The sequence below is a fragment of the Nocardia lasii genome (genome assembly GCF_042658545.1).
In the GTDB taxonomy this organism is placed as follows: Bacteria; Actinomycetota; Actinomycetes; order Mycobacteriales; family Mycobacteriaceae; genus Nocardia; species Nocardia lasii.
The window spans coordinates 32,444-57,090 of record NZ_JBHSQN010000002.1 but is presented as its reverse complement, the minus strand read 5'-3'; the positions used below and the strand labels follow the sequence as shown (position 1 = coordinate 57,090).

Annotated in this window: 24 protein-coding genes; 9 read left to right on the top strand and 15 right to left on the bottom strand. The window is 65.5% G+C overall.

The genetic code is table 11. From position 1 onward, the window contains the following. Both ACFP3H_RS04085 and ACFP3H_RS04080 read right to left on the bottom strand, forming a co-directional pair. Positions 1–1,278, bottom strand: a complete 1,278-nt coding sequence (locus tag ACFP3H_RS04085; protein ID WP_378599828.1) for a glycosyltransferase 87 family protein — start codon at positions 1,276–1,278, stop codon at positions 1–3. An 86-nt stretch (positions 1,279–1,364) separates the two neighbouring features. Further along, positions 1,365–1,796, bottom strand: coding sequence for a MarR family winged helix-turn-helix transcriptional regulator (locus ACFP3H_RS04080; protein ID WP_378599826.1), 432 nt, complete (start codon positions 1,794–1,796; stop codon positions 1,365–1,367). A 57-nt stretch (positions 1,797–1,853) separates the two neighbouring features. Here ACFP3H_RS04080 and ACFP3H_RS04075 point away from each other — a divergent pair, with 57 nt between their 5' ends. Continuing rightward, on the top strand, positions 1,854–2,873 hold the full coding sequence (locus ACFP3H_RS04075; protein ID WP_378599823.1) for a hypothetical protein: 1,020 nt from the start codon (positions 1,854–1,856) through the stop codon (positions 2,871–2,873). A 219-nt stretch (positions 2,874–3,092) separates the two neighbouring features. Further along, the gene (locus ACFP3H_RS04070) at positions 3,093–3,899 is read left to right on the top strand and encodes a tetratricopeptide repeat protein (RefSeq protein ID WP_378599821.1); all 807 of its coding nucleotides are present in this window, start codon (positions 3,093–3,095) and stop codon (positions 3,897–3,899) included. Between the two features lie 5 nt (positions 3,900–3,904). Here ACFP3H_RS04070 and ACFP3H_RS04065 read toward each other — a convergent pair whose 3' ends face one another. Next, positions 3,905–4,849, bottom strand: coding sequence for a threonine/serine dehydratase (locus tag ACFP3H_RS04065; protein WP_378599818.1), 945 nt, complete (start codon positions 4,847–4,849; stop codon positions 3,905–3,907). Positions 4,850–5,079: 230 nt separating this feature from the next. Between ACFP3H_RS04065 and ACFP3H_RS04060 the strand changes: the two genes are divergently transcribed. From ACFP3H_RS04060 to thpD, 5 genes are all read left to right on the top strand, one after another. After that, positions 5,080–5,793 (top strand): response regulator transcription factor, encoded by a 714-nt coding sequence (locus ACFP3H_RS04060; RefSeq protein WP_378599816.1) that lies wholly within the window; start codon positions 5,080–5,082, stop codon positions 5,791–5,793. Between the two features lie 68 nt (positions 5,794–5,861). Continuing rightward, positions 5,862–6,410 (top strand): diaminobutyrate acetyltransferase, encoded by a 549-nt coding sequence (gene ectA, locus ACFP3H_RS04055; protein ID WP_378599813.1) that lies wholly within the window; start codon positions 5,862–5,864, stop codon positions 6,408–6,410. Next, positions 6,410–7,678, top strand: coding sequence for a diaminobutyrate--2-oxoglutarate transaminase (ectB, locus tag ACFP3H_RS04050; protein WP_378601567.1), 1,269 nt, complete (start codon positions 6,410–6,412; stop codon positions 7,676–7,678). Before ectA ends, ectB begins: the two co-directional genes overlap by 1 nt. Then, the gene (locus ACFP3H_RS04045; RefSeq protein ID WP_378599811.1) at positions 7,675–8,079 is read left to right on the top strand and encodes an ectoine synthase; all 405 of its coding nucleotides are present in this window, start codon (positions 7,675–7,677) and stop codon (positions 8,077–8,079) included. Before ectB ends, ACFP3H_RS04045 begins: the two co-directional genes overlap by 4 nt. Beyond that, the gene (gene thpD, locus ACFP3H_RS04040; protein ID WP_378599808.1) at positions 8,063–8,956 is read left to right on the top strand and encodes an ectoine hydroxylase; all 894 of its coding nucleotides are present in this window, start codon (positions 8,063–8,065) and stop codon (positions 8,954–8,956) included. Before ACFP3H_RS04045 ends, thpD begins: the two co-directional genes overlap by 17 nt. 117 nt (positions 8,957–9,073) lie before the next feature. On the opposite strand, the gene ACFP3H_RS04035 is transcribed toward thpD, so the two are convergent. From ACFP3H_RS04035 to ACFP3H_RS04000, 8 genes are all read right to left on the bottom strand, one after another. Next, complete coding sequence (locus ACFP3H_RS04035) at positions 9,074–9,778, bottom strand: ESX secretion-associated protein EspG (RefSeq protein ID WP_378599805.1); 705 nt, start codon at positions 9,776–9,778, stop codon at positions 9,074–9,076. Then, positions 9,775–11,232 carry a PPE domain-containing protein gene (locus ACFP3H_RS04030; protein ID WP_378599803.1) on the bottom strand — a complete coding sequence of 486 codons (1,458 nt, stop codon included), beginning with the start codon at positions 11,230–11,232 and terminating at the stop codon, positions 9,775–9,777. The genes ACFP3H_RS04035 and ACFP3H_RS04030 overlap by 4 nt, the downstream gene beginning before the upstream one ends. Before the next feature lies 1 nt (position 11,233). Then, positions 11,234–11,824 carry a DUF3558 domain-containing protein gene (locus ACFP3H_RS04025; protein WP_378599800.1) on the bottom strand — a complete coding sequence of 197 codons (591 nt, stop codon included), beginning with the start codon at positions 11,822–11,824 and terminating at the stop codon, positions 11,234–11,236. Positions 11,825–11,914: 90 nt separating this feature from the next. Then, positions 11,915–12,532, bottom strand: a complete 618-nt coding sequence (locus ACFP3H_RS04020) for a DUF3558 domain-containing protein (RefSeq protein ID WP_378599798.1) — start codon at positions 12,530–12,532, stop codon at positions 11,915–11,917. A 17-nt stretch (positions 12,533–12,549) separates the two neighbouring features. Beyond that, on the bottom strand, positions 12,550–12,921 hold the full coding sequence (locus ACFP3H_RS04015; RefSeq protein ID WP_378599795.1) for a hypothetical protein: 372 nt from the start codon (positions 12,919–12,921) through the stop codon (positions 12,550–12,552). A gap of 50 nt (positions 12,922–12,971) precedes the next feature. After that, on the bottom strand, positions 12,972–13,610 hold the full coding sequence (locus ACFP3H_RS04010) for an LppA family lipoprotein (protein ID WP_378599792.1): 639 nt from the start codon (positions 13,608–13,610) through the stop codon (positions 12,972–12,974). After that, positions 13,607–15,376, bottom strand: a complete 1,770-nt coding sequence (locus tag ACFP3H_RS04005) for an alpha/beta hydrolase (RefSeq protein ID WP_378599790.1) — start codon at positions 15,374–15,376, stop codon at positions 13,607–13,609. The genes ACFP3H_RS04010 and ACFP3H_RS04005 overlap by 4 nt, the downstream gene beginning before the upstream one ends. After that, entirely contained in the window at positions 15,373–15,690 is a 318-nt protein-coding gene (locus tag ACFP3H_RS04000; RefSeq protein ID WP_378599787.1) for a hypothetical protein, read from the bottom strand. The genes ACFP3H_RS04005 and ACFP3H_RS04000 overlap by 4 nt, the downstream gene beginning before the upstream one ends. A gap of 123 nt (positions 15,691–15,813) precedes the next feature. Between ACFP3H_RS04000 and ACFP3H_RS03995 the strand changes: the two genes are divergently transcribed. Further along, the gene (locus ACFP3H_RS03995) at positions 15,814–16,377 is read left to right on the top strand and encodes a hypothetical protein (protein WP_378599784.1); all 564 of its coding nucleotides are present in this window, start codon (positions 15,814–15,816) and stop codon (positions 16,375–16,377) included. A gap of 13 nt (positions 16,378–16,390) precedes the next feature. Here the strand turns inward: ACFP3H_RS03995 and ACFP3H_RS03990 are convergent, their stop codons facing one another. Continuing rightward, complete coding sequence (locus ACFP3H_RS03990; protein WP_378599781.1) at positions 16,391–17,905, bottom strand: class I SAM-dependent DNA methyltransferase; 1,515 nt, start codon at positions 17,903–17,905, stop codon at positions 16,391–16,393. Positions 17,906–18,059: 154 nt separating this feature from the next. Continuing rightward, entirely contained in the window at positions 18,060–18,281 is a 222-nt protein-coding gene (locus tag ACFP3H_RS03985) for a hypothetical protein (protein WP_378599779.1), read from the bottom strand. Positions 18,282–18,445: 164 nt separating this feature from the next. Between ACFP3H_RS03985 and ACFP3H_RS03980 the strand changes: the two genes are divergently transcribed. Next, the gene (locus ACFP3H_RS03980) at positions 18,446–19,651 is read left to right on the top strand and encodes a helix-turn-helix domain-containing protein (protein ID WP_378599776.1); all 1,206 of its coding nucleotides are present in this window, start codon (positions 18,446–18,448) and stop codon (positions 19,649–19,651) included. A gap of 78 nt (positions 19,652–19,729) precedes the next feature. Here the strand turns inward: ACFP3H_RS03980 and ACFP3H_RS03975 are convergent, their stop codons facing one another. Both ACFP3H_RS03975 and ACFP3H_RS03970 read right to left on the bottom strand, forming a co-directional pair. Then, the gene (locus ACFP3H_RS03975; RefSeq protein WP_378599774.1) at positions 19,730–20,689 is read right to left on the bottom strand and encodes a restriction endonuclease subunit S; all 960 of its coding nucleotides are present in this window, start codon (positions 20,687–20,689) and stop codon (positions 19,730–19,732) included. Between the two features lie 365 nt (positions 20,690–21,054). Then, the gene (locus ACFP3H_RS03970) at positions 21,055–24,618 is read right to left on the bottom strand and encodes a type I restriction endonuclease subunit R (RefSeq protein WP_378599771.1); all 3,564 of its coding nucleotides are present in this window, start codon (positions 24,616–24,618) and stop codon (positions 21,055–21,057) included. Positions 24,619–24,647: the final 29 nt, after the last annotated feature.

Here is a 24,647-nt window from a genome sequence, read left to right as displayed (position 1 = left end):
TCAGGTGTCGCACGCGACGCGGGCGGGTTCCTCTACCGGTGCGGGCTTTTTCTCGGGTGGGGTCGAGCGTCTGCCGGTGACCAGGAACAGGACTACGAGTAGGACCGCCAACCAGACGTAGGTGTCGCCGATGAGGTGTTGGTTCCAGGTCCAGGAGGTTTCGCGGTGTTCGCCGTCGGGCAGGAAGCTGTGGGGGGCGACGACGAAGACGTAGGCGACGATCGCGGCGGTGGCGTACCAGCCGCGGGCGGCCGCGAAGGGCAGGGTGGTGGCGTGGCAGAGCATGGCCAGCAGGGCGGGGGCGATCCAGACCCAGTGGTGTGACCACGAGATCGGCGAGAGCAGCAGGGTGAAGACGGCGTTGAGCGACAGGGCGATGGCGGGGGCGTCGGCGGCCTTGCGCATCGCGGCGACGACCAGGACCAGCAGCAGCGCGCCGAAGAACAACCACAGGGCGTCGAAGGGCAGGCCGGTGATGTGCAGGCGTGCCATGACGGCCTGGATCGACTGATTGGTGTGGAAGGCCGAACCGCTCAGGCCAGAGACGTTGCCCAGGCCGCCGAACCAGTACCGGATCGACTCGGTGGGCAGGATCGCGAAGGCGGCGAGGGTGGCCAGGGCGCCGGTGGCCGCGGCGGTGGCGGCGGCCTTGTAGTCCTTGCGGATCAGGAAGTAGAGGACGAACGCGGCGGGGGTGAGCTTGATGGCGGCGGCCAGGCCGATGAGCATGCCGCGCGGGTAGCGGGTCTTGGGCAGCAGGCAGTCGGTGGCGACCAGGACCATCAGCAGCAGGTTGACCTGACCGAAGTCGATGGTGGATCGGACCGGTTCCAGCAGCATGGCCAGCGGCAGCGCGCACGCGGTGACCAGCAGGGCGACCTGCTTGCGCCCGGAGTAGCGCCGGGCCACGAGGTAGAGGGTCCAGGCCAGCGCGGCGATCGAGGCCACGACGTAGAGGATCTTCGCCGCGCCCCACGGCAGCAGCGCGAACGGGGCGAGCGCGATGGCGGCGAAGGGCGGGTAGATGAACGGCAGGCCGATGCCCGCGCTGGTCTTGGGCAGCTGCCCGTAGAGGTCGGCGCCGTCGCGCATGGCCTCGATGCCGAGGCGGTAGACCTGCAGGTCGATGAATCCGCCGGAATAGCGTTCGAAGATCCAGAGCGGTTCGCGCACGCACACGATCGACAGCGCGGTGAGCAGCACCGGAACCAGCCACCATGCCGGATTGATCGGGCGTGGTGAGCGCTTTTGCACGGGGTGGGTGGTGTCACTGCTCATCCGCAGCGACTATACCGACCCACCGATGCCGCCGGGCACCGCCCGCCACTGTGCCCGCGAGCGTGCGATAGCCGCGCGGATGCTCCTCACTCGGCGCGGTTGTAACGGACCAGGTAGCCGGCCATCGCCTCGACATCGGCGTCGGACCAGTCGGCGAAGCGGGACCGAAAGGCTTCGCGGCGGCGGCTTTCGGCCGCGCGGGCCACGGCGCGGCCGGTGGGGGTGGCGCGCAGGATGTGGTTGCGCCGATTGTCGGGGTCGACCTCGCGTTCGAGGTAGCCGAGCTTTTCCAGGGCGCTCACCTGCCTGCTGACGGTCGATTTGTCGAGCAGGAACTGTTCGGCCAGATCGGTGGCCAGACAGCCGTCCCGGTCGAGGATCAGGTCGAGAATGCTGTAGGCGACCAGGCTCAGTTCGGGGTGTAGTTCGGCGGCGCGACCACGGGCGCGTCGGGAGAACGCGGTGAGTTCGCGCTGGATGGTGTCGACCGCCAGGGTCCTTGCGTCTCGCGCTGTCATAGTTGTACTATACAACAATACTTAGTTGCATTTACCAACTGTTTGGAGCTTTCCTCGATGACCCGCTCGCAGTTGCGGCACCTCGCCGCGCACCTGATCACCCCGCTGCTGATGTGTCTGGGCATGGCCTTCGCCTACCTCGGCGCCTTCCATCAGCCCGAGCCGCACGATCTGGCCCTCGCGGTGGTCGGCGACTCACCGCAGTCGCAGATCCTGGCGCAGACGATGAAGGACAAGGGCGGCGCGGGCGTCGACGTGGTGACGGTGCCGAATCGCGACGCCGCGATCAGCGCGCTCAACGCGCGTGAGCTCGTCGGCGCGTATGTGCCGAGCGCGACCACCCCGGAGCTGCTCGTCGCGACGGCGAACTCCGATACGAGCGCGATGGCGGCGGAGTTGGCGTTTCGGGCGGTGGCCGATCATCAGGGCGTGCCGCTGGTGGTCACCGATGTGACGACCAAGGCCTCGGGTGATCCGACCGGACAGGGACTGTTCTTCCTGCTGGTCGCGTTGAGCGTGGGGTCCTACGGCAGCGTGGCCGTGATCGGCGCGGCGGGGGCGGCGCTGCGGATGCGGGTGCGCGCGGGCGTCGGCGTCGTGACCGCCGCGATCGTGAGTCTGATCGGGGTGCTGGTCGCGGGGCCGGTGTTCGGGGTGATCGACAGCTCGTACGCGAGCGTGTTCGGCATGGCGTGGCTCTACTCCGCGGGCATCATCCTGATCGGCATCGGTCTGCACACCTTCCTGAAGCGGTGGACCACGCTGGCACTGATCACGCTGTTCGTGATGCTGAACTTCACGACCTCCGGTGGCGTGTACGGGCCCGAACTGCAGAACGGCTTCTTCGGTGCGCTGCATTCGTTCTGGACCGGGGCGAATCTGCTCGAGGGGCTGCGCGATCTGCTCTACTTCGACGGCGGCGCCGGGTTCGGGGCACGACTGTTCGGATTGTTCGCGTGGTTGGCCGTCGGCCTGACGCTGGTTGTGGTGGCGGGTCGGTACGAGGCGCGCCACGCGCCGAAGCCGGTCGCGCCCGCCGCGGTCGAGGAGGAGATCGGCGAATCGGTCGCCGTCTGATTCGACGGATCCACACCCCGGCGAAACCCGTTGCCCGGCCTCCGGACACACTGTCCCGGAGCAGGTCAATGGGGGTTGCCGGGGTGTTGCTGTATCCGGGTACATGTGTTGTCATGAATCCGGTGCGGCACTGTTCGCACGCGAGTACGGTGTAGCGCGCGAACGCGGACATACCGGCGCCGCGCGGGGGCGTGACTGCGAAGAGGTGGGTGCCAGTTGATGAATCCCGGCGTGCGACACACCGGCGACACTGTTCCGCTCGACCAGCTCTACCACGGTGCCGACCCGATCGAATGGTGCGGCGCGACGGTCTATCCGATGTACACCGAGGCGCTGCCCGTCGGCACCACGGCGGTGCGGCTGCGCGCGCTGTCGGTGCTGGCGCCCACGGAGGTGACCGGGTTGGGACTCGGCCTGTCGGTGCACGGCGGACACGTGCACCTCAACGGCAGATCGCTGCCCGGCGTGGACATCTGGTACGAGGCGCTCGCCGAGGGTATCGATATCTCGGTCACCGCGGATCGGCCCAACGCGCTGTTCACGCTCACGCCCGTGTGGGTGGCGGGCTCGGGCAAACACCAGTCCTGGACGGGCAATTACGGAATGGTGGTGGATCTGCGGCCCGACGGGGCGTCGACGCTGTGGTGCAGCACCGGGCCGGGGACCCCCGATTTCAACGAACTCGTCGTCGAACTCACCACCGGCCCCGCCCATCCCGCAGGCCCCGGAACAGCGGCGAACACCGCGCCACCTCCCGACACCACTCCCCCGCGACCGGCCACCCAGAGCGTCGGCAGCGCCCTGCACGACCTGGGCACCGCCATGCGCGAACGCGGCCAACACGATTCGGCTCGCCTGCTGTGGACCCAGGCGGCCCGCGCCGGGCACAGCGGTGCCGCCTACGACCTGGGGGTCCTTCTCCTCGAAGCGGGTGAACGGGGTGCCGCCGAACAGTGGTGGCGTGAGGCCGCTCAGGCGGATCCGCGCGCGGCGGCCGCGCTCGGCGCCCTGGCCGAACAGCGCTGAGTTCGCTAAACCAGGTCGCTGGGGTCGGTGTTGGCCCCGCACAGGATCACGCACACCCGCTCGCCCGGTTCGGGCCGGTACGCCGGACCCGACTCGGTGTCGAGCAGCGCCGCCAGCGCGGTGGCCGCCCCGTACTCGACCGCGATGCGGTGCTGATCCCACAGCTGCCGCCGCGCCGCCAGGATCGTCTCGTCGGCCACGAGCACCGACCGCACGCTCGGATCCTGAGCCGCCGCCAATGCCATCGCGGAAACGTTCGGCGCCCCGAGTGAATCGGAGGCGACCGAGTCCACGGTCACCTCCACCGGCCGCCCGGCCTCGAGCGCCGCGTGCAGCGAGCGGCACCCGAACGGTTCGACCGCCACCGTGCGCACGCCGAAATGCTGTGCGACGACAGCGGTTCCGGTGAACAACCCGCCGCCACCGACCGCCACGAGCACCGTGTCCAGGTCCGGGATCCGCGCGTGGATCTCGCGCATCAGCGTGCCCGCGCCCGCCGCGATCAACGGATGGTCGTAGGCGTGCGCGGCCAGTGCCCCGCTCTCGGCGGCGAACTCCCGGCACGCCGCCAACGCCTGCTTGTACTCAGGACCGATCAGTCGTACCTCGGCGCCGTGTTCACGAAGTCGTCGGATTTTGACCGGCGGTGCGGTCTCGGGCAGGAACACCGTCGCGGGCACCCCCGCCTCCCGCGCCGCCCACGCGCACGCCAACCCCGCGTTGCCGCCCGAGGCGATCGTCACACCCGCGGCGGGCAATGTTCCAGCAGCCGCGTGCGCGCGCACGAAATTCCGCGCGCCACGCGCCTTGAACGTGCCGGTGAACTGCAAGAACTCCAGCGCGAACCACAGCGGGTTCGGACCGGGATCCGCGGGTGCGACGGTGATCGGGCGAACCAGTCCGTCGATGCGCGCCGCGGCGGCTTCGATGTCGTCGAAAGTGGGGGTCACGCCCTCGACTATGCCATCGGATCGACCCCGTCGGAGGCCCCGCTGACCGGGCGAATTGTTACAGGGGGTTTACGTCGCTCCCCGTTGGGGTATGTCACAGATCAGTAACAAGCTCGAAGGTGGGATGTCGTGTCGGTCTGGGGACGCGAATTCCCCAGCACACCGGCACACGTCCCGTCGTGTCAGCAAAGGATTGTGCACATGAGCGAACGTGACTACGAGGTGGCGGCATGAGCGCCAACCTCATGATCGTCGACGACGACGTTCAGATGCGTGGCGATCTGCGCCGCGCCATGGAAGACGAGGGCTACGCGGTCGCCGAGGCGGGCGTGCCGTCCGACGCGTTGAACCGGCTGCGCAGTGACGGCCCACCTGATCTGATGATCGTGGACCTGATGCGCGGCCACGCCGACGGATTCGACTGCATCCGCGAGATCCGTCGCGTCCACGACGTGCCGATCATCGTGATCAGCACCCGCTACGACACCCACGACGTGGTCGCGGCACTCGAGGCGGGCGCCGACGATTTCGTCAGCAAACCGTTCGAGATCAAGGAGATCACCGCCAGGATGCGCGCGTTGCGTCGCCGCGCCCGCATCGCCGCCGACCGCGACACCAGCGTCGAGGCCGTTCTCGACGCCGATCCGGTCGCGCCGCTGGTCCTGGCCGCCGACGCCGGCGCGGTGCGCCGCGGCAGCGACGAGATCCACCTCACCGTCACCGAATTCCGGTTGCTGTGTGAACTCGCCGAGACCCCCGGCCGGGTGCTGAGTCGCTCGGTGCTGCTCGAAAGAGTCTGGGACCAAGGCTTTTACGGCGACGAGCGGATCGTCGATGTCCACGTGCGCCGCCTGCGCACCAAGATCGAACGCGACCCGTCCGACCCCCGCATCGTCGTCACCGTGCGCGGCCTCGGCTATCGCCTCGATCTCCAGTCGAAGTAAACGATTCGTCATACAACCGCAAAGAGCTCGACACATAGACCGCAAAGTGGGGTGGACACATTAGAGATATGACAACGTCCACTACGTCCCTCGAAACGGCCGCCGTGGCGGTGGTCGGTTCGGAACCGAGATTGCGTCATCCGCGGTTGGGCGACGGGGCCCAGCTGTGGCGGATCGCCCGCGACTCGCGGGTGCTCGACGTCAATTCCAGCTACGCCTACCTGTTGTGGTGTCGCGATTTCGCCGCGACCTCGCTGGTCGCCGACAGTGACGGTCAGCCCGTCGGATTCGTCATCGGCTACGTCCGCCCGCAAGCCCCGGACACCCTGTTCGTCTGGCAGATCGCCGTCGACGAGCAGTTCCGCGGCCGCGGCCTTGCCGCGAAAATCCTGCACGCGCTGCTGGATTCGGTGGCGCAGGCGGGCATCACCACCTTGGAGACCACGATCTCCCCCGACAACACCGCCTCGCGAGCCCTGTTCGCGGCGGTGGCCAGGCAGCGCGGTGCGGACCTGCGCACCGAGGACCTGTTCGCAGCACCCGATTTTCCCGATTCACACGAGGCCGAGCAGCTGTATGTGATTTCACCCGCTCAGCGCCAGGAGGAACGACGATGATCACGACCACCGACACCAGCATTTTCGAGGCGATGGAATCGAATGTGCGCGGATACTGCCGGGACTGGCCCGCCGTGTTCACCACCGCCGAAGGTGCCTGGCTGCGCGACGAACAGGGCCGCGAGTACCTCGACTTCTTCGCCGGCGCCGGCGCGCTGAACTACGGGCACAACAACCCGATCCTGAAGCGGGCCCTGCTCGACTACATCGGCAGCAACGGCATCACCCACGGCCTGGACATGTCGACCGTGGCCAAACGCGAACTGCTAGAGACCATCCGCGACACCCTGCTGGTCCCGCGCGGGCTGGACTACAAGGTGCAGTTCCCCGGCCCGACCGGCGCGAACGCCGTGGAGGCCGCGCTGAAACTTGCCCGCAAGGTCACCGGCCGCAAGACGATCCTGAGCTTCACCAACGCCTTCCACGGCATGACCCTTGGCGCGCTGTCGGTCACCGGCAACGCCGCCAAACGGGCCGGTGCCGGCGTGCCGCTCGAGCATGCCACCCCCATGCCCTTCGACGGCTACTTCGACAACACCATCGAGGACTTCGGCTGGATGCAGCGCGTCCTCGACGACAGCTCCTCGGGTTTCGATCGCCCCGCCGCGGTGATCGTGGAGACCGTGCAGGGTGAGGGCGGAGTCAACCTGGCCCGCGCCGAATGGCTGCGCCACCTGGCCGGACTGTGCGCCGCGCGCGACATCCTGCTCATCGTCGACGACGTGCAGATGGGTTGCGGACGCACCGGGCCGTTCTTCTCCTTCGAGATCGCCGGAATCACCCCCGATATCGTCACCCTGTCCAAGTCGATCGGCGGTTACGGCCTGCCGATGGCGCTGGTGCTGCTCAAGCCCGAACACGACCAGTGGGCGCCCGGCGAGCACAACGGCACCTTCCGCGGCAACAACCCCGCCTTCGTCACCGCCACCACCGCGCTGCGCGAGTACTGGTCCGACGACACCCTCGCGGTGCGCACCGCCGAGAACGGCGCCACCGTGAGCCGCACGCTCGGCGCGGTCGTCGACCGCCACGAGGGGGTCTCGACCCGGGGCCGAGGCATGGTGCACGGCATCGTGTTCGACGATCCGTCGCAGGCGGGCAAGGTGTGCCGCACCGCGTTCGAACAGGGGCTGCTGGTGGAGACCTCGGGCTCGATGGACGAGGTGGTGAAACTGCTGCCGCCGTTGACTCTGACCACTGACGAACTCGCGCAGGGCCTTTCGGTCCTGGTCTCCTCGATCGACACCGTCTGCGGGGGTGCCGCATGATCGTGCGCACCACCGCGGAGATCACCGACACCGAACGCGATGTGGCCGGGCCCGGTTGGCGTTCCAAGCGCATCGTGCTCGGCGGGGACCGGGTCGGGTTCTCCTTCCACGAGACCACCATCGACGCCGGCACCGTCCACGAGTTCCACTACCAGAACCACGTCGAGGCCGTGTGGTTGGTCGAGGGGGAGGGCAGCCTGCACGATCTCGACAACCAGACCACCTACCCGCTCGGCCCCGGCTCGATGTATCTGCTCGACGGCCACGAACGCCACCAGGTCACCGCCCGCACCCAGCTGCGGATGCTGTGTGTGTTCAATCCGCCGGTCACCGGCCGCGAGGTACACGACGAGAACGGGGTGTATCCGCTAATCAACGAGGAGGATGCCGCCAGTGTCTGACCAGTACCCGACCCGGCTCGCCGAACCCGCTCCCCACCTGGAACGCACCGATCCCACGGTGTGGGGGCGGGTCACCGCCCCGGAGCTGGCCGGATTCGACGCGAACGGTTTCGCGACGATCCCCGACCTGCTCAGTCCCGACGAGGTGGCCGCGTTCGGCGCCGAGGTCGGCCACCTGGCGGCCGACCCGGTGCTCTACGGCGACGAGCGCGTGGTCGTGGAACCGGTTGCGGGACAGGTCCGTTCGGTGTTCGGCGTGCATCAACTGAGCAAGTCGATCGCGGATCTGGTCGCCGAGACGCGGATCGTCGGGCTCGCCGAGCAGATCCTCGGCACGCCGGTCTACCTGCACCAGACCCGGGTGAACTACATGCCCGGGTTCGGTGGCAGCGGCTTCGCCTGGCACTCCGATTTCGAGACCTGGCACGCCGAGGACGGGATGCCCGCCCCGCGCGCGGTGAGTCTGTCGATCGCGTTGACCGACAACTACCCGTTCAACGGCAGCCTGATGCTGATGCCCGGCTCGCACCGCACCTTCGTGCCCTGCCTGGGCGAGACGCCGACCGGCCACTACCGGGAGTCGTTGCGCGAGCAGCGAATCGGGATCCCCACCCCCGACGACATCACCTTCCTCGCCGCCCGCTACGGCATCACCCAGTTCACCGGCCCCGCGGGCTCGGCGCTGCTGTTCGACTCCAATGTGATGCACGGTTCCTCGAACAACATCACCCCCTTCCCCCGCTCGAACATCTTCCTGGTGTTCAACAGCGTGGAGAACACCCTCGTCGAACCGTTCGCCGCCCCCCAACGCCGCCCCCACCACATCGCCTCCCGCGACTTCACCCCGGTCCGCCAACCCGAACCCGTCGCGACCTGACCACATCGAAGAGCCGCCCGCAGACGATCGCGGGCGGCTCTTCGGTGTTTCAGTGATCCCGCGGCCGTGCAACTCGGAGCCGCAAGTTGGGATCTCGGCTGCGAAATTCGGCGGAGCCTACACGCGCTCATCCGCCCCGATCAGCTGACGGAGACCGTCGATGAACTGCTGATCGCCACACGGATCGACGTAGAGGTCGTCACCGCGTCGCGAGTACAGGTACCTGCCATCCCCACGCACGTCGAACCAGCTCAAATACCTCGCCGGTCCCTTGCGGCCGATCTTGACGTGGCCGCTGCTGGTTCGCGGAGCCGCCAACAGTTCACGCATACGAATCGACGCACGACTGCGGCCCGACGTCCACGAATCACCAGGATCTCGACCGTGCAGACGAACCATGCTTTCCACCAGCCGCCCTGCCGAACCGGCACCGCAACGACCGGCCATGGCTCCCACCATCCGTGCCACGATGCTCACCGAACCGACACGGATCGTCAGATCTCCGCCACGGTCCGGGCTCGCGCCGGGGCGCTGAACCACCGCCACCCCGATATCGGACACGATCGCCCCGTAAGCCCGGATCGCACCCCTCCGTTCGCCCATGACCTCGACGGTGATCTCCGGCTCGAAGATCGTGCGCAGCACCGGGAGCAGGTCCGGGTCATCGCGTACGGGGATCCGCGCTCGCAGTGTCGCGGCCAGCGCGTCCCACTCGGATCGGTAGCGGGTCGAGCTCAGCAGTCGCAGTGGGGTCGGAAACCGGTCGGCACCGAATTCCTGTGCGACATAGATGAACTCATCGGGCGTGAACTGCCAGCTCATCGCGTCCGCTCGTCCCGCTCGGAGCTCCAATCACCCTGTGCGGGTTGATCGGTCGCGAAGGCAGCAGGACCCGCCGACTCCTCCGGGGTGTCGCGGCGCACGGTTTCCCACTCGCCCTCACGAATCGGGCCCGTGTCGATTCCGAACACGGCCGGGGTCGTCGGCTCACGCGGGCCCAGCAGCTCATCGGTGTTGCGCTGGTTGATCATCCACTCGGGGATACCCTTGTGCTCGTTGTCCTGATCACCGGATCGCCGACCGGGCGCGCCCGCCATGCCAGGCATGCCGGTCATCGCCCGACCACCACTGCCGCCTCCGCTACCGCCGGCGAGTCCGGCTCCACCCGGAACGGCGGGGCTTCCCGCTACAGGTCGACCCGCGACCGGCACACCCGCCGCACCGCCCGGAATGCCCGATCCGGGCTGGCCACCGGCGCCACCGGGTGAGCCCGGCTGGCCCGAACCGGGCACTCCCCCAACAGGATTCGGCGAAGTGGTACCGGGCGAACCCGGTGTGACACCGGGATCCGCGCCCGCCGCCGTCGTGTCGTCGCCAGCGGCGCCGGCCTGCTCTTGTGTCTCGGTCGCGTCGTCGTTGTCGTCGTCGGTGCTGCCGTCAGGTGAGCTGTTGCCGGTGTCCGTCACGGCGTTCTCACCGGTGGGTTGTCCGGCTGGGCTGGTCGCTTCCGGCGTGCCCGACGACGGCTGACCTGTCGTGTTCTGGGGTGACCCTGTCGACGGAGCCGAATTCCCCGGAGCCCCGGGCACAGTGGCACCCTCGCCGGCCTCGGTCGGTGCACGGAAGGCGGGAACGCCATCGCCGGCGGGCTGGTAGTTCGGGACGTAGTGATTCGTCATCGCCCACACGGCTTCTTGATGCAGATCGTTGGCGGCCTGCTCCGATCCGATGACCACGGCCGGATTCTCCAAGCCGGGCGCGAACATGACCGACGGCCCGGTTCCAGCCGGCGGCGCGGGCACCGACGCCTTCACCGCCTCCGCGGCGAGCGCGGCCGAGGAAATCCGGTAGCCGACACCGTTGGCGACATCGGCCATCGCCTCCATCTCGCCGACATAGCGACCGAGAGCGGCGAGCATCGCATCAGCCGACTGGCCCGCCCAACCACTCGCTGCCGACTTGTTCACTTTCCCGCTCAGTGTCATCGTCGCGAACTGCATCCCGGTCCCGATCAACCGCCACGACTCGCCGGTGGATTCCATCTGACCGGGCTGCATCTGCTGGGCGTGATCGTAAATCTCTTGATGTGGACGACCTTTGAAGTCCTCCATGTCGCGGATGTAGGCGGGATCGTGGTCGGCGTTCGTCGCAGACTGGGCAAGCTCACCCGCCCGTTTCCTCGTCGTCGCCGCACCTTGGTTCGCCGCGAGGACCTCCGGTGTTTGACCGGTCATCGACACGATGATGTCCTGGGCGTTCATCCCCTCCTTGCCCACGTCAGTTTTCCTTGCCGATAGCGGGTTCGAGAACCGTGGCGATGTGGACGATGTCATCGCAGGGTTGCATATTCTTGACCAAGCCGGGGGTATGCGTCGTTACCGTTATCCCGAAGTATCCGACCTTGGTTTGCAGGTCGACCGAGCAGGTGCCGGAACTCTTGCGAGCCTTGATTGCCTCGCGACCATTTATCAGTAATTCCTCGGTACTACCAGCATATTTTTCCCGCACTTCATCCAGGGAAACATTTCCCGATTCGATCGACAACGCCTCGTCATCCCCGTTCATGAATCGACAGGTCAGGAAGGAGTATTCAGCGAGCAAATCCCTCGCCCGCCTCCTCGACGCGGGTTCGAATCCGATCTCCGCGATCTGCCCGTCTTCGATCCAGGTACATGGGTCGACAACGACCTTGGGTCTCTTTCCTTCGCGGATATACTTGTTGTCTTGCACAGGCGGTTGCAGATGTGGTGCCGTCAAAGTCGGACGCGCGGGCGAGGTGCCGACCGTAGACGCACTACTCGATTCGGACGCAGTGCTGCTTCGATCATCGGGCGTGGGGTCGTCGTTTCCACACCCGGCCAGCAGCACCGAACTCGATGCCAACGTAGCTACGCCAAATCTTGCCGTCGTAGAACATTTCACTCGCGCAGCCCTTCCACCGATCCCTCGTTGGTCACGTCAGTTCTCCTTGCCGATGGACGGTTCGAGGATGGTGGCGATGTGGACGATGTGATCGCAGGGTTTCATGCCCTTCACCAGCCCGGCTGTATGTGTCCGCACGGTGATGCCGAAGTACCCGACATTGGTTTGCAGGTCGACAGAGCAACCGGCGGGATCATCTTTTCTCGACTTGACCGCAGGTCGACCGTTGATGGTCAATTCCTCGATATCGGATTGATATTTCTGCCGCACCTCATCGAGGGCTACGTTCCCGGACTCCAATGTCAGCGATCCGTCGGAATCCTTCTTGAACTTGCACACCAAGAACGAATACTCGGCGAGCATGTCGTTTCCGCGCCCCCGAGACACCGGATCGAATCCCGCCTCTTGGATCGCGGAATCAGGAACCCAAGTACAGGGGTCGACAACGACTTTCGGCCGCGAACTCGACCTGACATATTTGTTGTCCTGGACCGGCGGTTGCAGATGGGGCGCCGTCAGTGTTGGCCGGGCCGGGGCGGCGACCGAAGTAGTCGGCGTTCCACCGGAAACAGTGGGTCCCGCCTCCCCTCCGCCGCTCGTGCCACATCCGGTCGAGGCAACAACGATCACGATCGGGAACGCCCCGAGGATCACGCGTCCTACTGGTCTCATCACCGCTCCATCACCGCCTTCTCGAGCGCTCTCTGAGCGGCCGCGTTGGCAGAATCGATCTCATCAAAGAGTTGCGCCGCACGATAGATAGCGGCTGCCATCTGATGCGCGGTACGTTCTGCACGCACAAAAGCCTCGTAGCCTTGGTCGGCTTTGGACTCGAACCCCGCCTGCAACTCCTTGGCGGATTGGAATCCACCAAAGCCTGCGAGACGACGCGCGCCCATAACCTGGTCTTGGAAGGCAACGAGCCGCTCCGCGTACGCCAGGAAGTGTGCGGCACATTCTCGTGCCGCCTCCTCGGTCAGCACGAACGTCCCCGCCTCCGCAGCCGCGTAGAGCTGCCTCACGTAGCCCGGGTCAGTACTCATCGCGCGATCCAATCGTTGCCGAGGTCATAGGTCCAATGCTCCGATCCGGTTCACCGAATCGGCGAGCTGTATTTGTTCGCGGGCAGGTGACATCCGATAGTGGCTGAAATGATCGCTCCCGCAGGCCGGTACGAGGTTGCGCCGGAATTGAAGATCGACACACTCGACCCATCTACCGGATCAGTGGCGGTGATCGTCGGGCTCGGTCGGTCGACGGCCGCCTCCTTGTACTCGACCTTCATCGCAGCTGGTTCGAGGACAGACGCTATTCGATCACGCAACTCGCCCCATGACGCGTCCGGAATCTGCGAACCGCTGATCGAGTAGGTCAGCCTGTCGAGAGTTCCATGCGTTTGGTCGAATGGCTTCGCGCACGGCCTCGTACCATCCGAAATATTCTTGACCGACCATGATATCGAGGGCGAGACCGCGATCACCGCCTCCTGGACCGACTGGGAGATCCGCGCGACCTGCGCCGAGCGATCTTCTGCGGTGACTCTCTGCTGCAAAGTTTCTGCGGCCTCCGCGGTCTCGTCAGCGCTCGTCGGCGGATTGGTGCCGGTATCAAACCAGGTTGCCCAAATCCACGGACCGTATATGAACAACACAACGAACAGGAGGACTACAGGAACAGCTACGATGACAACGACTGAGTTCTTTTTGTTAGCGGTCCATTTCGATTTGGTCATTTCGAGCCGTGCCCCGGATCGATGGCGTTCTCCGGAATACCAGCGACGATCGCGGCAAGATTATAGCCACTGCGATGCAATTGTTGAGTGTTGCCATCTATCCGCCCGTACTCGGAATGTCCAGTCGCTCCGGTATAAGTTACTCCGTCGACTTCGACTTGATCAGTGCTCAAGTGCGTGACCCACGGCATCTGATTGGGACTTCGACCGAATGCGTTGAGATTGCCTACCTGCTCCCCCTTTTCGGTCATCTCGTAGACGTGCCCCGGCTTCATACCCAGATCCGACGCCGATTCCACCGCGTCGTTGAAACCCGCCACGTTGGGCAGTGTCAGACCATTTGCGGACTGAAAGTCGCCGCCGAGACCCGGTGACCCATAGAACACTACGTCATCAACAACGCCAGCCTTCTCCTGCAAAGCCAAACTTGTCGCCAAAGAACCGTACGAGTGGCCGAGTGCGGTGATGTGCGGATCAGTGTTCCGGTTGGCGACATCGAGACCCTGATAGAAATTCGACAGCGGCACAGCAGCCTCCTGCGCACGATTTTGCAGCCCGACCTCCGGGTAAGTGAGGCCCTTTTGCGGCGGGTCATAGCCCATCCACGCGATCGTCGACACCTTACTGTCCGGCGAGCCCGACCCGATCAACTGCGACTGCGCCTGCTCCTGTAGCGCTGCGGCCTCGTCTACCATGCCCGGAATCGACTCCCGCACATTGGAAGTCAACCCCGGAACGGTCACCGACACGTGGTCGGCGGTATCCGGGTCGCCCACCGCGACCGCCGCACGAACCTGATCACCGCCGGTCGTGTCGAGCATCAGCAGCTTTCTCGGCTGCTCGGGAGTCGCACCGGCCAGCGTCTTGTCGATGGCGTCCAAGTCTGCCAGCCGAGTCCGCTTGTCCTGGAGTTCCTCGGCCAATCCGGTAGCTCTCGGGTTGTTCTGCACCATCGACGACAGACGACTGACGTCCTGTTCCAAGCGGTCCCGTTCCGAGGACAGATGCGCGAGGTTGGCCGAGTGGCGAACATCAGCGGGAAGACCGTCCAGGCTGCCGATGGTCGCGGGCTGGGTCCTGATGGCTTCCTGTTGCTGCTCAGGGGTGAGCGAGTCCCAGTACTTCCGATTGTCCGCTGCCGTCCCACCTTTCGGCGCGGGAGGAACCGTGACCGGAGTCTTCAATGAACTGCTGTTCTGGAAGTGAGAGTCGCCAGGCAGGCCCGAGAAGGCGGTCTTGATCGCATTCGTCGCTGCGGTATCGACGTCGGCCGCGTTGGCCAGCGCGCGCTTCAAGGTCGCTGTGCAGGCGTTCGCGTCGATGGTCAACGCGGCGATCGCCGTGCTGTATCGATCGACGTCACCCTCGAGGGCGAGATGGAGCAAACGCTTCTGGAGTTCGCTGATTCGACAGGTGCCATTCGACAGCACCTCGAACTTCTTCGGAGGTGCTTCCGCGTCGGACTTCGCATTCACTACCAGCGTTTTCGCCTCCTGGTAGGCCGACGCGTAGAACGTCGCTGTCGTCTGCCCCTGATCCAATGCGGCGAGCACGGTCAACGTTTGAGCCCGCGCGACCCCGAACCGCTCGCGCATGGCCTCACCGGCCTGCCCTTTCCACGTCTCACGAGAGCTGTCGACGGCTCGCCACTGCCCGTCGATCTCGGCCCGCAACTCCTCCGCTTGCCGGTTCCACTCGGTCGCCAACGCGGTCAGCTGCTCAGGCTTCCACGCCACGACCTGATCGACGGTCAGGTTCTTGCTCACTTGACGCCACCTTCCGCCTGGGCGATGGCGGCGGCGTTGGCCTGATCACGCTGCTTGAACGCGATGATCGCCGCGACGGTCAGACCGCCCATTTCCGTCATCGCGGTCCCGGCCGCCTGCATCGACTTGTCGGCTGCGCGGGCCGCGTTCTTACACGCGTCCGCGATCTCACCGCCGGGAAACGCCTCCAACAACCCGTCGGGCAGCGCGCCACCTCTACCGATCACCTGAGTTTGTTGACCGGCCGTTCCCAAACCGTCGGCCAACACACGCGCCGCGTCAGGATCGAGCTCGAGGTCATCGTAAGCGCCCACAGTAGTCCCCACCTTCTCGACCGAACCCCTGGAAAGCGCCCCCCAGGTGCCGTCACTGAACCGTGATCATTCCGGGGTCACCCTATACTCTGGGCCAGCGGCACGTCGAGGGGAGACATCATCGTGGGTGACATCGATCCGTTGTCCGACAACGTCATTGACCTGCAGAATTCGCTGGGCACACCGACCGCTACCCACTCCGGTAGTGACCTGGTGCGGCTCGAGGTAGGGCCGGACGGGACGATCCACGACGTTCAGCTCTCCGCCGCGGCCAGGACGCTGCCGCCTGATTCCCTTGTCGCCGAGATCGTCCGAGTGCACACACTCGCCGTCAACGAGGCTCAGGAGGCGATTTCGGCGGCCATCGCCATGCTCGAGGCCGACCCCCGGCTGTCCGCGCTCACCGAGCGAAAGACCGATGCGCTCAATCAGGCTTTGCCCACCGAATTCCCCACCGCGCGAGCATCTTCCGTTCCGGCGCCGCAGCCTCCGAGGTCAGCGGCAACCCGGTCGACGCCGAGCACGGCGGCGCTGCCGACACCTGACTCCGCGCCCCGGTTCGACCATCAGCCAGCGAGCGCTACTCCGCCCCACCCGCAGCCTCGAACACGGAGCCGTCAGCCGACGCGGGAGGAGGAGGAAGACATGGATCGGTACTACAACCGCAAGAGCTGGCTGGAGCACTGACGAACCCGATAGATCAGCCCCGGTTCGCAACCTCGGCGGCCCGAGCAACCAACGCGTCTGCGACAGCAGAGAACTCCGCAAGTGCGGCGGTCAAGTCCTCCACGATTTCCTGCGCGATGATTTCCGGCGGCACCCCATCGTCGGCGTCGGTCAGTGACGGGTCCTTGAGCCACGTGATATCGAGGTTCGCTTTGTCCCTGGCCACCAACTCGTCGTACGAGTAAGGCTTGAAACGCTCGGACTCGACGCGCGCGGAACGATCCTCAGCGTTGAACGCCTCGATGAACGGGGCGAGATGCTCGTCGCGCAGCGGCCGTTGCTTGAGGGTGAAGTGTTCGCCGGTGCGGAAGTCGTACACCCACAGCTTGTCTGTCCATGCCTGGCCGGGCCGTGCCTGCTTGCGGTCGAAGAACAGCACATTCGCCTTCACACCGCCCGCGTAGAAGATGCCGGTAGGCAGGCGCAGCAGCGTGTGGACGTCGTATTCCTTGAGTAGCCGCCTGCGGATCTGCTCGCCCGCACCGCCCTCGAACAGGACGTTGTCCGGTACGACGACGGCGGCCCGGCCGTCGATCGCGAGCAGCGACGCGATGTGCTGAACGAAGTTGAGCTGCTTGTTGGTGGTGGTGACCCAGAAGTCCTGGCGGTTATAGGCGATGTCCTCGCGCTCGCCCCGGCCGTCGTCGCCGACAACGGTGATCGACGACTTCTTTCCGAACGGCGGATTGGCCAGCACCATCGAGGCGGAACGACCCGGCTTCGTCGACAGCGCGTCGTGAACATCAATCACCGGGTCACCGGTTGCCTGCCCGATGCCGTGCAGAAACATGTTCATCGTCGCGAGGCGGGCAGTGCCGTCGACCAGCTCGACGCCACGGACGGTGCGGCCCTCGCTCAGCTCGGTCCGCTGCTCCGGGGTAATGGAGGCGCTGTGGTTGGCGCGCAGGTACTCGACCGCAGCCAGCAGGAACCCGCCTGTACCGCACGCGGGGTCGACGATGGTGTCGGCCGGTGTCGGGCGCATCACCTCGACCATGGCGTGGATCAGGGTGCGGGGAGTGAAGTACTGTCCCGCACCGGATTTGACGTCGGAGGCGGACTTCTGCAGCAACCCCTCATAGGCGTCGCCGTTGAGGTCACCACCGATACTCGACCAGTTCTCGGACCCGATCAGGTCCACGACGAGCTTGCGCAGCAACGCCGGCTCTTGAATCCTGTTCTGCGCCTTGCGGAAGACGACACCGAGGTTGGTGGGCTCTTTTCCGAGCTCACTGAGGATCCGGCGGTACTCCTGCTCGAGCTCGACCCCATCGAGCTTCGTGAGACGGTCCCAGGAGATGTCGAGAGACGCGGGCAGAATCTGAACTGGGTTCATGAAGTTCTGCTGGCGCTCGTCAGCCATCTTCAGGAACAACAAGAAGCTGAGCTGCTCGACGTAGTCGATCGCCGAAATTCCGGCATCTCGCAGGACATCGCAGTAGCTCCAGAGTTTGTCGACAAGACGGCGAAGTTCGGCGGCGTTGCTCACCGGTCGATGCTAACCGGTGAGCCACCCGTGTCCCGCGCCGGAGCACGCCCCGGTCCCCGCCCATCGTGTGGCGCGACCGGTTCGGGCCATATGATCGTGCCGAACAGCACTAGTAGTGACAGGCCGATCACCACGGCGAAACCGAGCGCTGTCATCACCCGTCCGCCCTGACCCCGGTCCGGTCCGGCGTGTACCTCTGCTCGTCGCGCTGCTCCGCTGCGGTCAGCCACGCCTCCACGTTGTCCAGCGCCCCGTGACAGACGACCCGAAACGGGCTGTGCAGCTCCCAGCCGTCAGCGGCGCGCCGGATCGCCATGGACCGCGACGCGGCCCGTTCGCACAGCTCATCGAGGCGGTTCTGTGGCGCCTTGCTCATCGGTCCCCCTGGTGGGTTGTGCGCCCACCGCCAGGGACCGGCATCGGTCCGGTTCACTACCCGGCGGCGGGGCTGAGACCAACCTTTCCGCCGACCGGTGCCAGGTAGACCGGTTTTTCGGCTACAGCACGTCTACAACTCATCGCCCGGTTACCGTGTGTTGTATGGAATCCGGTCCGCCCCCGGCAGTCGTCGGGGCACAGCTGCGCGCGGCCCGTGAGGCAGCGGGATTCAGCCTGGCCGAACTGGCCGACCGAGTGTCCTACAGCCGGGCCGCGCTGGGCCACTATGAGACCGGGCGGCGCGTACCCACCGCCGATGTCGTCAAGGAATATCGACGGGTGTGCGGGCCGCTGGACGCGGTGACGACCGTGGAGGCACTTGGCCGTGCCGACCTCGACCGCCGCGGGTTTCTCCGCACCGCCGCCTACAGCGCGTCACTCACTGCCACGGCCCTGCTGCCGATTCCCCAACACGCGCGCCTCGCCGCCATCAGGGAGGGTGGCGCGACCGGTGCGGCGGACGTGGCGGCGGTGCGCGGAGTGACGGACGCGCTGCTGCGGTTCGATGAGGTGCGCGGCGGTGGCGCGGGGCGTACGGCCATGACGGCGTTCCTGTCCACCGACGTGTCCACCCTGCTGCGGTCCCGATTCGCGGACGACCGTGTGCGCGCCGAAGCATTCAGCGCCGCGTCGGAACTGGCCTACGCCATCGGGTTCAGCTCCCACGATGTCGGCGCCGACGGGGCGGCGCTGCGGTACTTCCTGGCCGCGCTGCGCCTGGCCGAAGAGTCCGAGGTGCCCGGTCAGGACGGGTTCGTGCTGCGGATCATCGCCTTGCACGCGGGCGATGTGGGCATGCCGCAACACAGCGTCGAACTGGCCGAGCGCGCGGTATCGCGTGCACGCGGTCACGTCGACGTGGACGCGCAAGCGGTGTTCGATGTCGCGCTGGCCCGGATGTACGCCGAAGGCGGAGACCATCGCGCGGCGCGGAAGACGCTGCGCGGGATCGATCCGTGGCTCACGCCGATCACGACGACCGAACTGCCGCGCTGGCTGTCACTGTTCTGCCCGAACAAGGCATCGGTCAGCCGACAGGCATCGAAGGCGTTCGCCGCGCTCGGTGATCTGAATGAGGCCGAACGGCAGTTGGACATGAGCGCGGCCGCCTGGAACCCGGCCACGCACACCCGGATTCGGGCGCTGAGTGAAATCGAGACCGGACTACTGCGCTGGAAACTCGGTCGGCACGAGGACGCGGCCCGGTTGTGGCGAGCGGCGCTGCCGGTAATTTCCGGTGTCGACTCTGACCGCACGCGCAAGGCGGTCGCCAAGGTCGCTGCTGTTGCACCGGAGGTGGTGGTGTGAGGCGCTGCAGTGCAGGCAATCGACAACTCCCACCCGCCACTCGTGCCCCGCGAACTTCATGCGCTCGCGGGTCCAGTGTCACGTTGCGACCACTTCCTTTCGGCGGCGACGCGGTCGGGTAGGCGCTGTCTGGGCGCGGATCTTGACGAGGGCGACGTCGGCGGGCTCGTCGGTGGGATCTTGGTCGACGAGCTCACCACTGAACGCCATGTGGAGTAGAGATCGGCGGAGGGCAGCAGAACGGGCCAACGCAGTATCGATGGAACTCTTGGCGCGCGTGTACGAGTCCTCGAAAAGTTCGACCTCTGCAACAATCGCACGCTGGTCATCCAAGGTGAACATAGGAAGTTCGATCTGCCGGACCTTTTGACTATTCAATGCAGGCTGAACACCACCAGATCCCGCGTTGCGGTTCTGGGCGTAGCGGCTACGGAGCAAATGATACACAAATTCAGAAATAAACCTCGACGAGTCGATCCTTATTGCCGCGCAGTTCTGATTGTGAGCGGCCTCGATATCCAAGATTGCAACCTGGCCGCGGGTCTTTCCTTCACCGATCATCGCCATCATTACAGTTCCCGGTGGGTGCACCCGAGTGCTCGACTTGCCAGCGGCACTACGTGTTATCCGCTCACGTGTCGTTGAAATTCGATTGAATGCGACCTCACCACTAGAGACCCACGGAAGGGTCCCGTTCCACAGACTGGAGTCTGCACGCGACGGCGTCGCTCCAACAAATACCTCACACTCATCTCCAATTGTGCTGTAAGATACAACCTCTCGGCTGCCAAGAGCGGCGCTGAGCTGGAGCGTGCGAACTCGCCGCAATCTCGCGAGTGCGTTGCGAAGCATCTTTTCCGCAGCGTCTAAGCGGGAGAGGTGGTCTTCGAAAGCCTCGACGATGCGGTGTTGCTCGAAGAGTGGGGGAAGTGGAATCTCGATCTTCGCCAAGTTCTTGCGCGAGATCCTCCGTCTGGTCGTACCTGTAGCGAACTCATTGATCGTGGACGACACTGCCGCAGAGTTGATTGTCCACATAAGCCATCGCGGGCAGACGACTGCGGGATCTAGACGAAGGACCGCAACGTCGACCACAGTCGCAGCCCGATAAGGAAGGTGCGGGCAGAGGCACGCTCGGCCAAGAGGATCAGGCATTCGTGCGATCAGTACGTCGTCTTGTTGTAACGCCGTGCAACGGAGGCGATCAAACGCGTCATCGTTCATCCACCGTGAGCTTTTGTCCTTGAACGCACCGACGCCCAGATCGGCTAGCTGGACGAGTCGGTTCGAACCTGACGGGTCTTGGTCCTTGGATTCGACCCAATCTCCGTCGCTGAATAGCCCAGCGCTGGCGAGCTCCCCCAACGTTGTCCATGACCACCCAGCAGGCAGCTTTCGCTCCGTCACGCGATCAGCTCCGTGTTCAACTCGTCCAGCAACCTCAACGCGTCCTCTCTGGTCGTGATCTTGAAGTCGGCAGCGAAGCGCTGGCTACCGCCCAGGTTGGTGAACGGTATCTGATCGAGGTCGCCGATCTCCACGGCGACGTTGGTTTTCACCACGTCCATGATGGTGCCGAGCCAGTGGAGCTGCCGATCGGTGTAGGTGACGTTGCGTTTCCGCTGCTCAGCCAGCCAGGAGTCGAGCCGATCCGCTACCTCGGAGGCGAACGGGCGGATCTTCGAATCAGCGTCCGCCCCAGCATCTTTGGCGAGCTCGAAGCGCAGAATCGACACCAGGTCCGGTACCTCGACCTTGTGATCCGGGTCTGCCAGTTCGCCGAGATCGGCGTACGCGCGCCACAGCGTCTCGATGCTGCCGATCGCGGGCACTCGTGCCACCTGCTCGGCGAGTGCCTTGAGCTCGGCATACGTCGGTCGGCCCGGTGCGCTGCCGTGCAGAACCTGCAGCACCGTGATCTCGTCGCGGTGTTCGGCGAGGTACTCCCGGAACGAGCGAACGGGCTCATGCGTGCCTTTGCCGTAGGCGACACGCTCGGTGCCGAGTAGGACGTCCGCGTTGACCTGGTCGAAGATCAGGTCTTTCTTCCGGCGGATGTCGAGGATCGCCCTGCGCAGCTTCGGATTCCCGGTCAGGGGCGCGACACCCTCGTGAATCTGCTTGGCCACCTCCGACTTTCCGCCTCGTTCCTCGGCGGCGAGGATGGCGTCGGTATCGGCGGCGACGGCGATCTGTTTCGCGATCTCGCGCAGCTCGACGCCACCGGCGACCGCGGCCAACTCAGCCGACTCCGCCGCGTCGAGCTGCGAAGCCAGCTTCGCCAGCCGCACAGCAAGACTGGACGCCTCGTCGGGGGTGATGGTCTTGGTGCCCGCCCGCTGCAGCAGCTTCTCCAGCGACACCGACGCGTCCCGCTCCATCGGTGTCGCGTCTACCAGGGGCGAGTCGGTGACGCCGACCGCGTCGACGATGACAAACCGATCCTTCTTGAATCCCTTGGCGATGTCCGGGGTCAACGCCGCGTAGTCATCGGCCCCGATGATTCGGGAACCTCGCCCCTTCATCTGCTCGAAGTACACCGCCGACTGCACCGACCGCAGGAAGAACACGCACTCGATCGCGCGTACGTCGGTGCCGGTGGCGATCATGTCCACCGTCACCGCGACCCGCAGCGAAGGACTGTTGCGGAAGTCCTGCAGCAATCGCTTGGGGTCTTTGCCCTGGCTCTTCGACTTGTAGGTGATCTTGGCGGCGAAATCAGCGCCCTCGTTGAAGACCTCGCGCACCTGCTCGACGATCAGGTCGGCATGCGCGTCCGTCTTCGCGAAGATCAGCGTCTTCGGTACCGCCGCGCGCCCCGGAAAGATCTCGGAGTACAGCCGGTCCCGAAAGGTGGTGAGCACCAATCGAATCTGATCCTCGGTGATCACGTCCCGGCCGATCGCGTCGCCGGTGTAGGTGTAGTCCTCTTCGAGTTCGAGGTAGCGCTGCACCCTGGTACGGCGATCACGCACCGGCACAACGGTCTTCGCTTCGATCGTGGCGCCCTGCTCGGTGATCTGCGAGCGAATTCGGTAAACGTCGAACGGCACGTTCACGCCGTCGATCACCGACTCCTCGTAGGTGTACTCGCTGACCAGGTTCTGGTCGAAGAAGCCGAGCGTCTGCTTCGTCGGGGTGGCGGTGAGCCCGATGATCGGAGCGTCGAAGTAGTCGAGAACCGCGCGCCATCGGCCGTAGATGGAACGGTGGCACTCGTCGACGATGATCAGGTCGAACGCCTCGGGCGGCACATTCGGGTTGTAGACCGCGTCGACGGGCGATTCCGGTTCCCCGAGATCGCCGTCGACGTCATCGTCGACGTCCGCGTCGGGTAGCTCCTTGCCCTGCAACATCAGGAAGAGTCGCTGGATGGTGGAGATCGCGATATTCGTGGAGCCGAGGACCGTAGCGCCAGCCAGGCGCTGCACGTTGTAAATGTCACCCAGTCGGCGACCGTCGTCGGTAGGGCGATAGTCCTCGAACTCGAATTGGGCCTGCTCACCGAGGTTGTTGCGATCGACGAGAAACAGGATCTTCGAGGCGTCCGCGTGTTTGATCAGCCGATAGCTCGCCGTGACAGCAGTGAAGGTCTTGCCCGCGCCGGTCGCCATCTGCACGAGTCCGCGACGGCGGTTGTCGGTGAGGGACTTCTCGATGCCCTTGACCGCTTTGATCTGATTGGGGCGCAACCCCTTCGGATCGAGCGCCGGGAGGTGCTGCAGGCGGGCACGGAATGTCTGCGCGTCGGGTCGTTCGTCGGCCTGCTGCATCCACGCTCGGATCGTCTCCGGCTTGGCGAAGGTGAAGACCTCTCGTGACCGTGGCTTCGGGTCGAGCCGATTGGTGAACCGCGTCTCCGCGCCGGTCGACTCGTAGAGGAACGGCAGCGGCTCGCCACGCCGCCACGCCGCGAACTGATCTTCCTTACGCAACCCGGCCGAGTACTTCGCGGTCTGCTGTTCGACTCCGACGAGCGCTGTTCCCTCGCGCTTGGCCTCGATGATGCCGACGATCTTGCCGTCGACATACAGCAGGTAGTCGGCGAAACCGGTGGCGAGGTGGAACTCCCGCACCGCGACGCCGATCGCCGCCGCAGGATTGATATCGGTGTAGTCCTGGACCACCCAACCCGTCGCGGCAAGCTGGGCGTCGATTACGCGACGTGCTTGGACCTCGTTGTACGGGGGTCGGCGACGGAACGCCTTGGAGAACGCGCTGCCCGTAGCCGCCGAGACCTTCTCCGGCTCCCGCGACGCGAGCTTGCCCGAGCCTTGCAGCGCGGCAAGTTGCTGTTCGAGGGCGGCCAACCGCTGCGCGACATCCGACTCTCGTCGCCGCGCCTCCACCAACTGCAACTCGGCAGCCTGACGCGCCTGCGCTTCGGCCACCTGCGCGGTCTTGGCCGCGTCGAGCACGGTCAACGTCTCGGTCAGTTCGGTATGAGACGCCGCGAGTCGGTGGTTGATCTCGTCGAGCTGCTGTTGGTCGCCGGGCTCGACAACCGTCGGTGGCGCGGGCGGGCGGGGCGCGATGAAGCTTCGCGGCACCTGATCGTTCGGAGCCAGCGCCAACCGCAGCAGGTTGCCGAGCTGCCAGCACTGCTCGACCGACCGCAACGCGAAACGGACGTTGAACAGGTGGCTGTGCGTGGCCTGATTGCCGATTGTGCGGATGTCGTGCAGCGCGGTGGCGGCAGACTGCGTCAACACTCCAGCGCGTTCGAGGGCCCGCACACGCTCGATCTGCTTCGATCCGTCGAAGCGGGTGCCGCTGCGCCGGATCAGCTGCTCGGCCAGTACCTCGCCGAACTGACGGCATTTGATCAGAGCGCCGTTGGGGTCGGTGTAGACACTGGATTCGGCGCCGGCGCCGTAGATCGTGAGCAAGGGTTCGATCGAGACCAGAGATCCGAAGTTGACCGACTCTTTCGCAGCGTCGAGAAGTCTCGGATCTACGGTCAGCATTCGTCCCCCTACTGCGGCGTTGTTCCAGA

Bases quoted from the DNA above. Each gene is read 5' to 3' on its own strand.
- ACFP3H_RS04080 (WP_378599826.1), bottom strand. From the start codon at position 1,796: ATGACAGCGCGAGACGCAAGGACCCTGGCGGTCGACACCATCCAGCGC.
- ACFP3H_RS04085 (WP_378599828.1), bottom strand. From the start codon at position 1,278: ATGAGCAGTGACACCACCCACCCCGTGCAAAAGCGCTCACCACGCCCG.
- ACFP3H_RS04060 (WP_378599816.1), top strand. From the start codon at position 5,080: ATGAGCGCCAACCTCATGATCGTCGACGACGACGTTCAGATGCGTGGC.
- ACFP3H_RS04015 (WP_378599795.1), bottom strand. From the start codon at position 12,921: ATGAGTACTGACCCGGGCTACGTGAGGCAGCTCTACGCGGCTGCGGAG.
- ACFP3H_RS03980 (WP_378599776.1), top strand. From the start codon at position 18,446: ATGGAATCCGGTCCGCCCCCGGCAGTCGTCGGGGCACAGCTGCGCGCG.
- thpD (WP_378599808.1), top strand. From the start codon at position 8,063: ATGCCGCCAGTGTCTGACCAGTACCCGACCCGGCTCGCCGAACCCGCT.
- ACFP3H_RS04045 (WP_378599811.1), top strand. From the start codon at position 7,675: ATGATCGTGCGCACCACCGCGGAGATCACCGACACCGAACGCGATGTG.
- ACFP3H_RS04075 (WP_378599823.1), top strand. From the start codon at position 1,854: ATGACCCGCTCGCAGTTGCGGCACCTCGCCGCGCACCTGATCACCCCG.
- ACFP3H_RS03975 (WP_378599774.1), bottom strand. From the start codon at position 20,689: ATGTGGACAATCAACTCTGCGGCAGTGTCGTCCACGATCAATGAGTTC.
- ectA (WP_378599813.1), top strand. From the start codon at position 5,862: ATGACAACGTCCACTACGTCCCTCGAAACGGCCGCCGTGGCGGTGGTC.
- ACFP3H_RS03985 (WP_378599779.1), bottom strand. From the start codon at position 18,281: ATGAGCAAGGCGCCACAGAACCGCCTCGATGAGCTGTGCGAACGGGCC.
- ACFP3H_RS04010 (WP_378599792.1), bottom strand. From the start codon at position 13,610: ATGACCAAATCGAAATGGACCGCTAACAAAAAGAACTCAGTCGTTGTC.
- ACFP3H_RS04035 (WP_378599805.1), bottom strand. From the start codon at position 9,778: ATGAGCTGGCAGTTCACGCCCGATGAGTTCATCTATGTCGCACAGGAA.
- ACFP3H_RS04070 (WP_378599821.1), top strand. From the start codon at position 3,093: ATGAATCCCGGCGTGCGACACACCGGCGACACTGTTCCGCTCGACCAG.
- ACFP3H_RS03970 (WP_378599771.1), bottom strand. From the start codon at position 24,618: ATGCTGACCGTAGATCCGAGACTTCTCGACGCTGCGAAAGAGTCGGTC.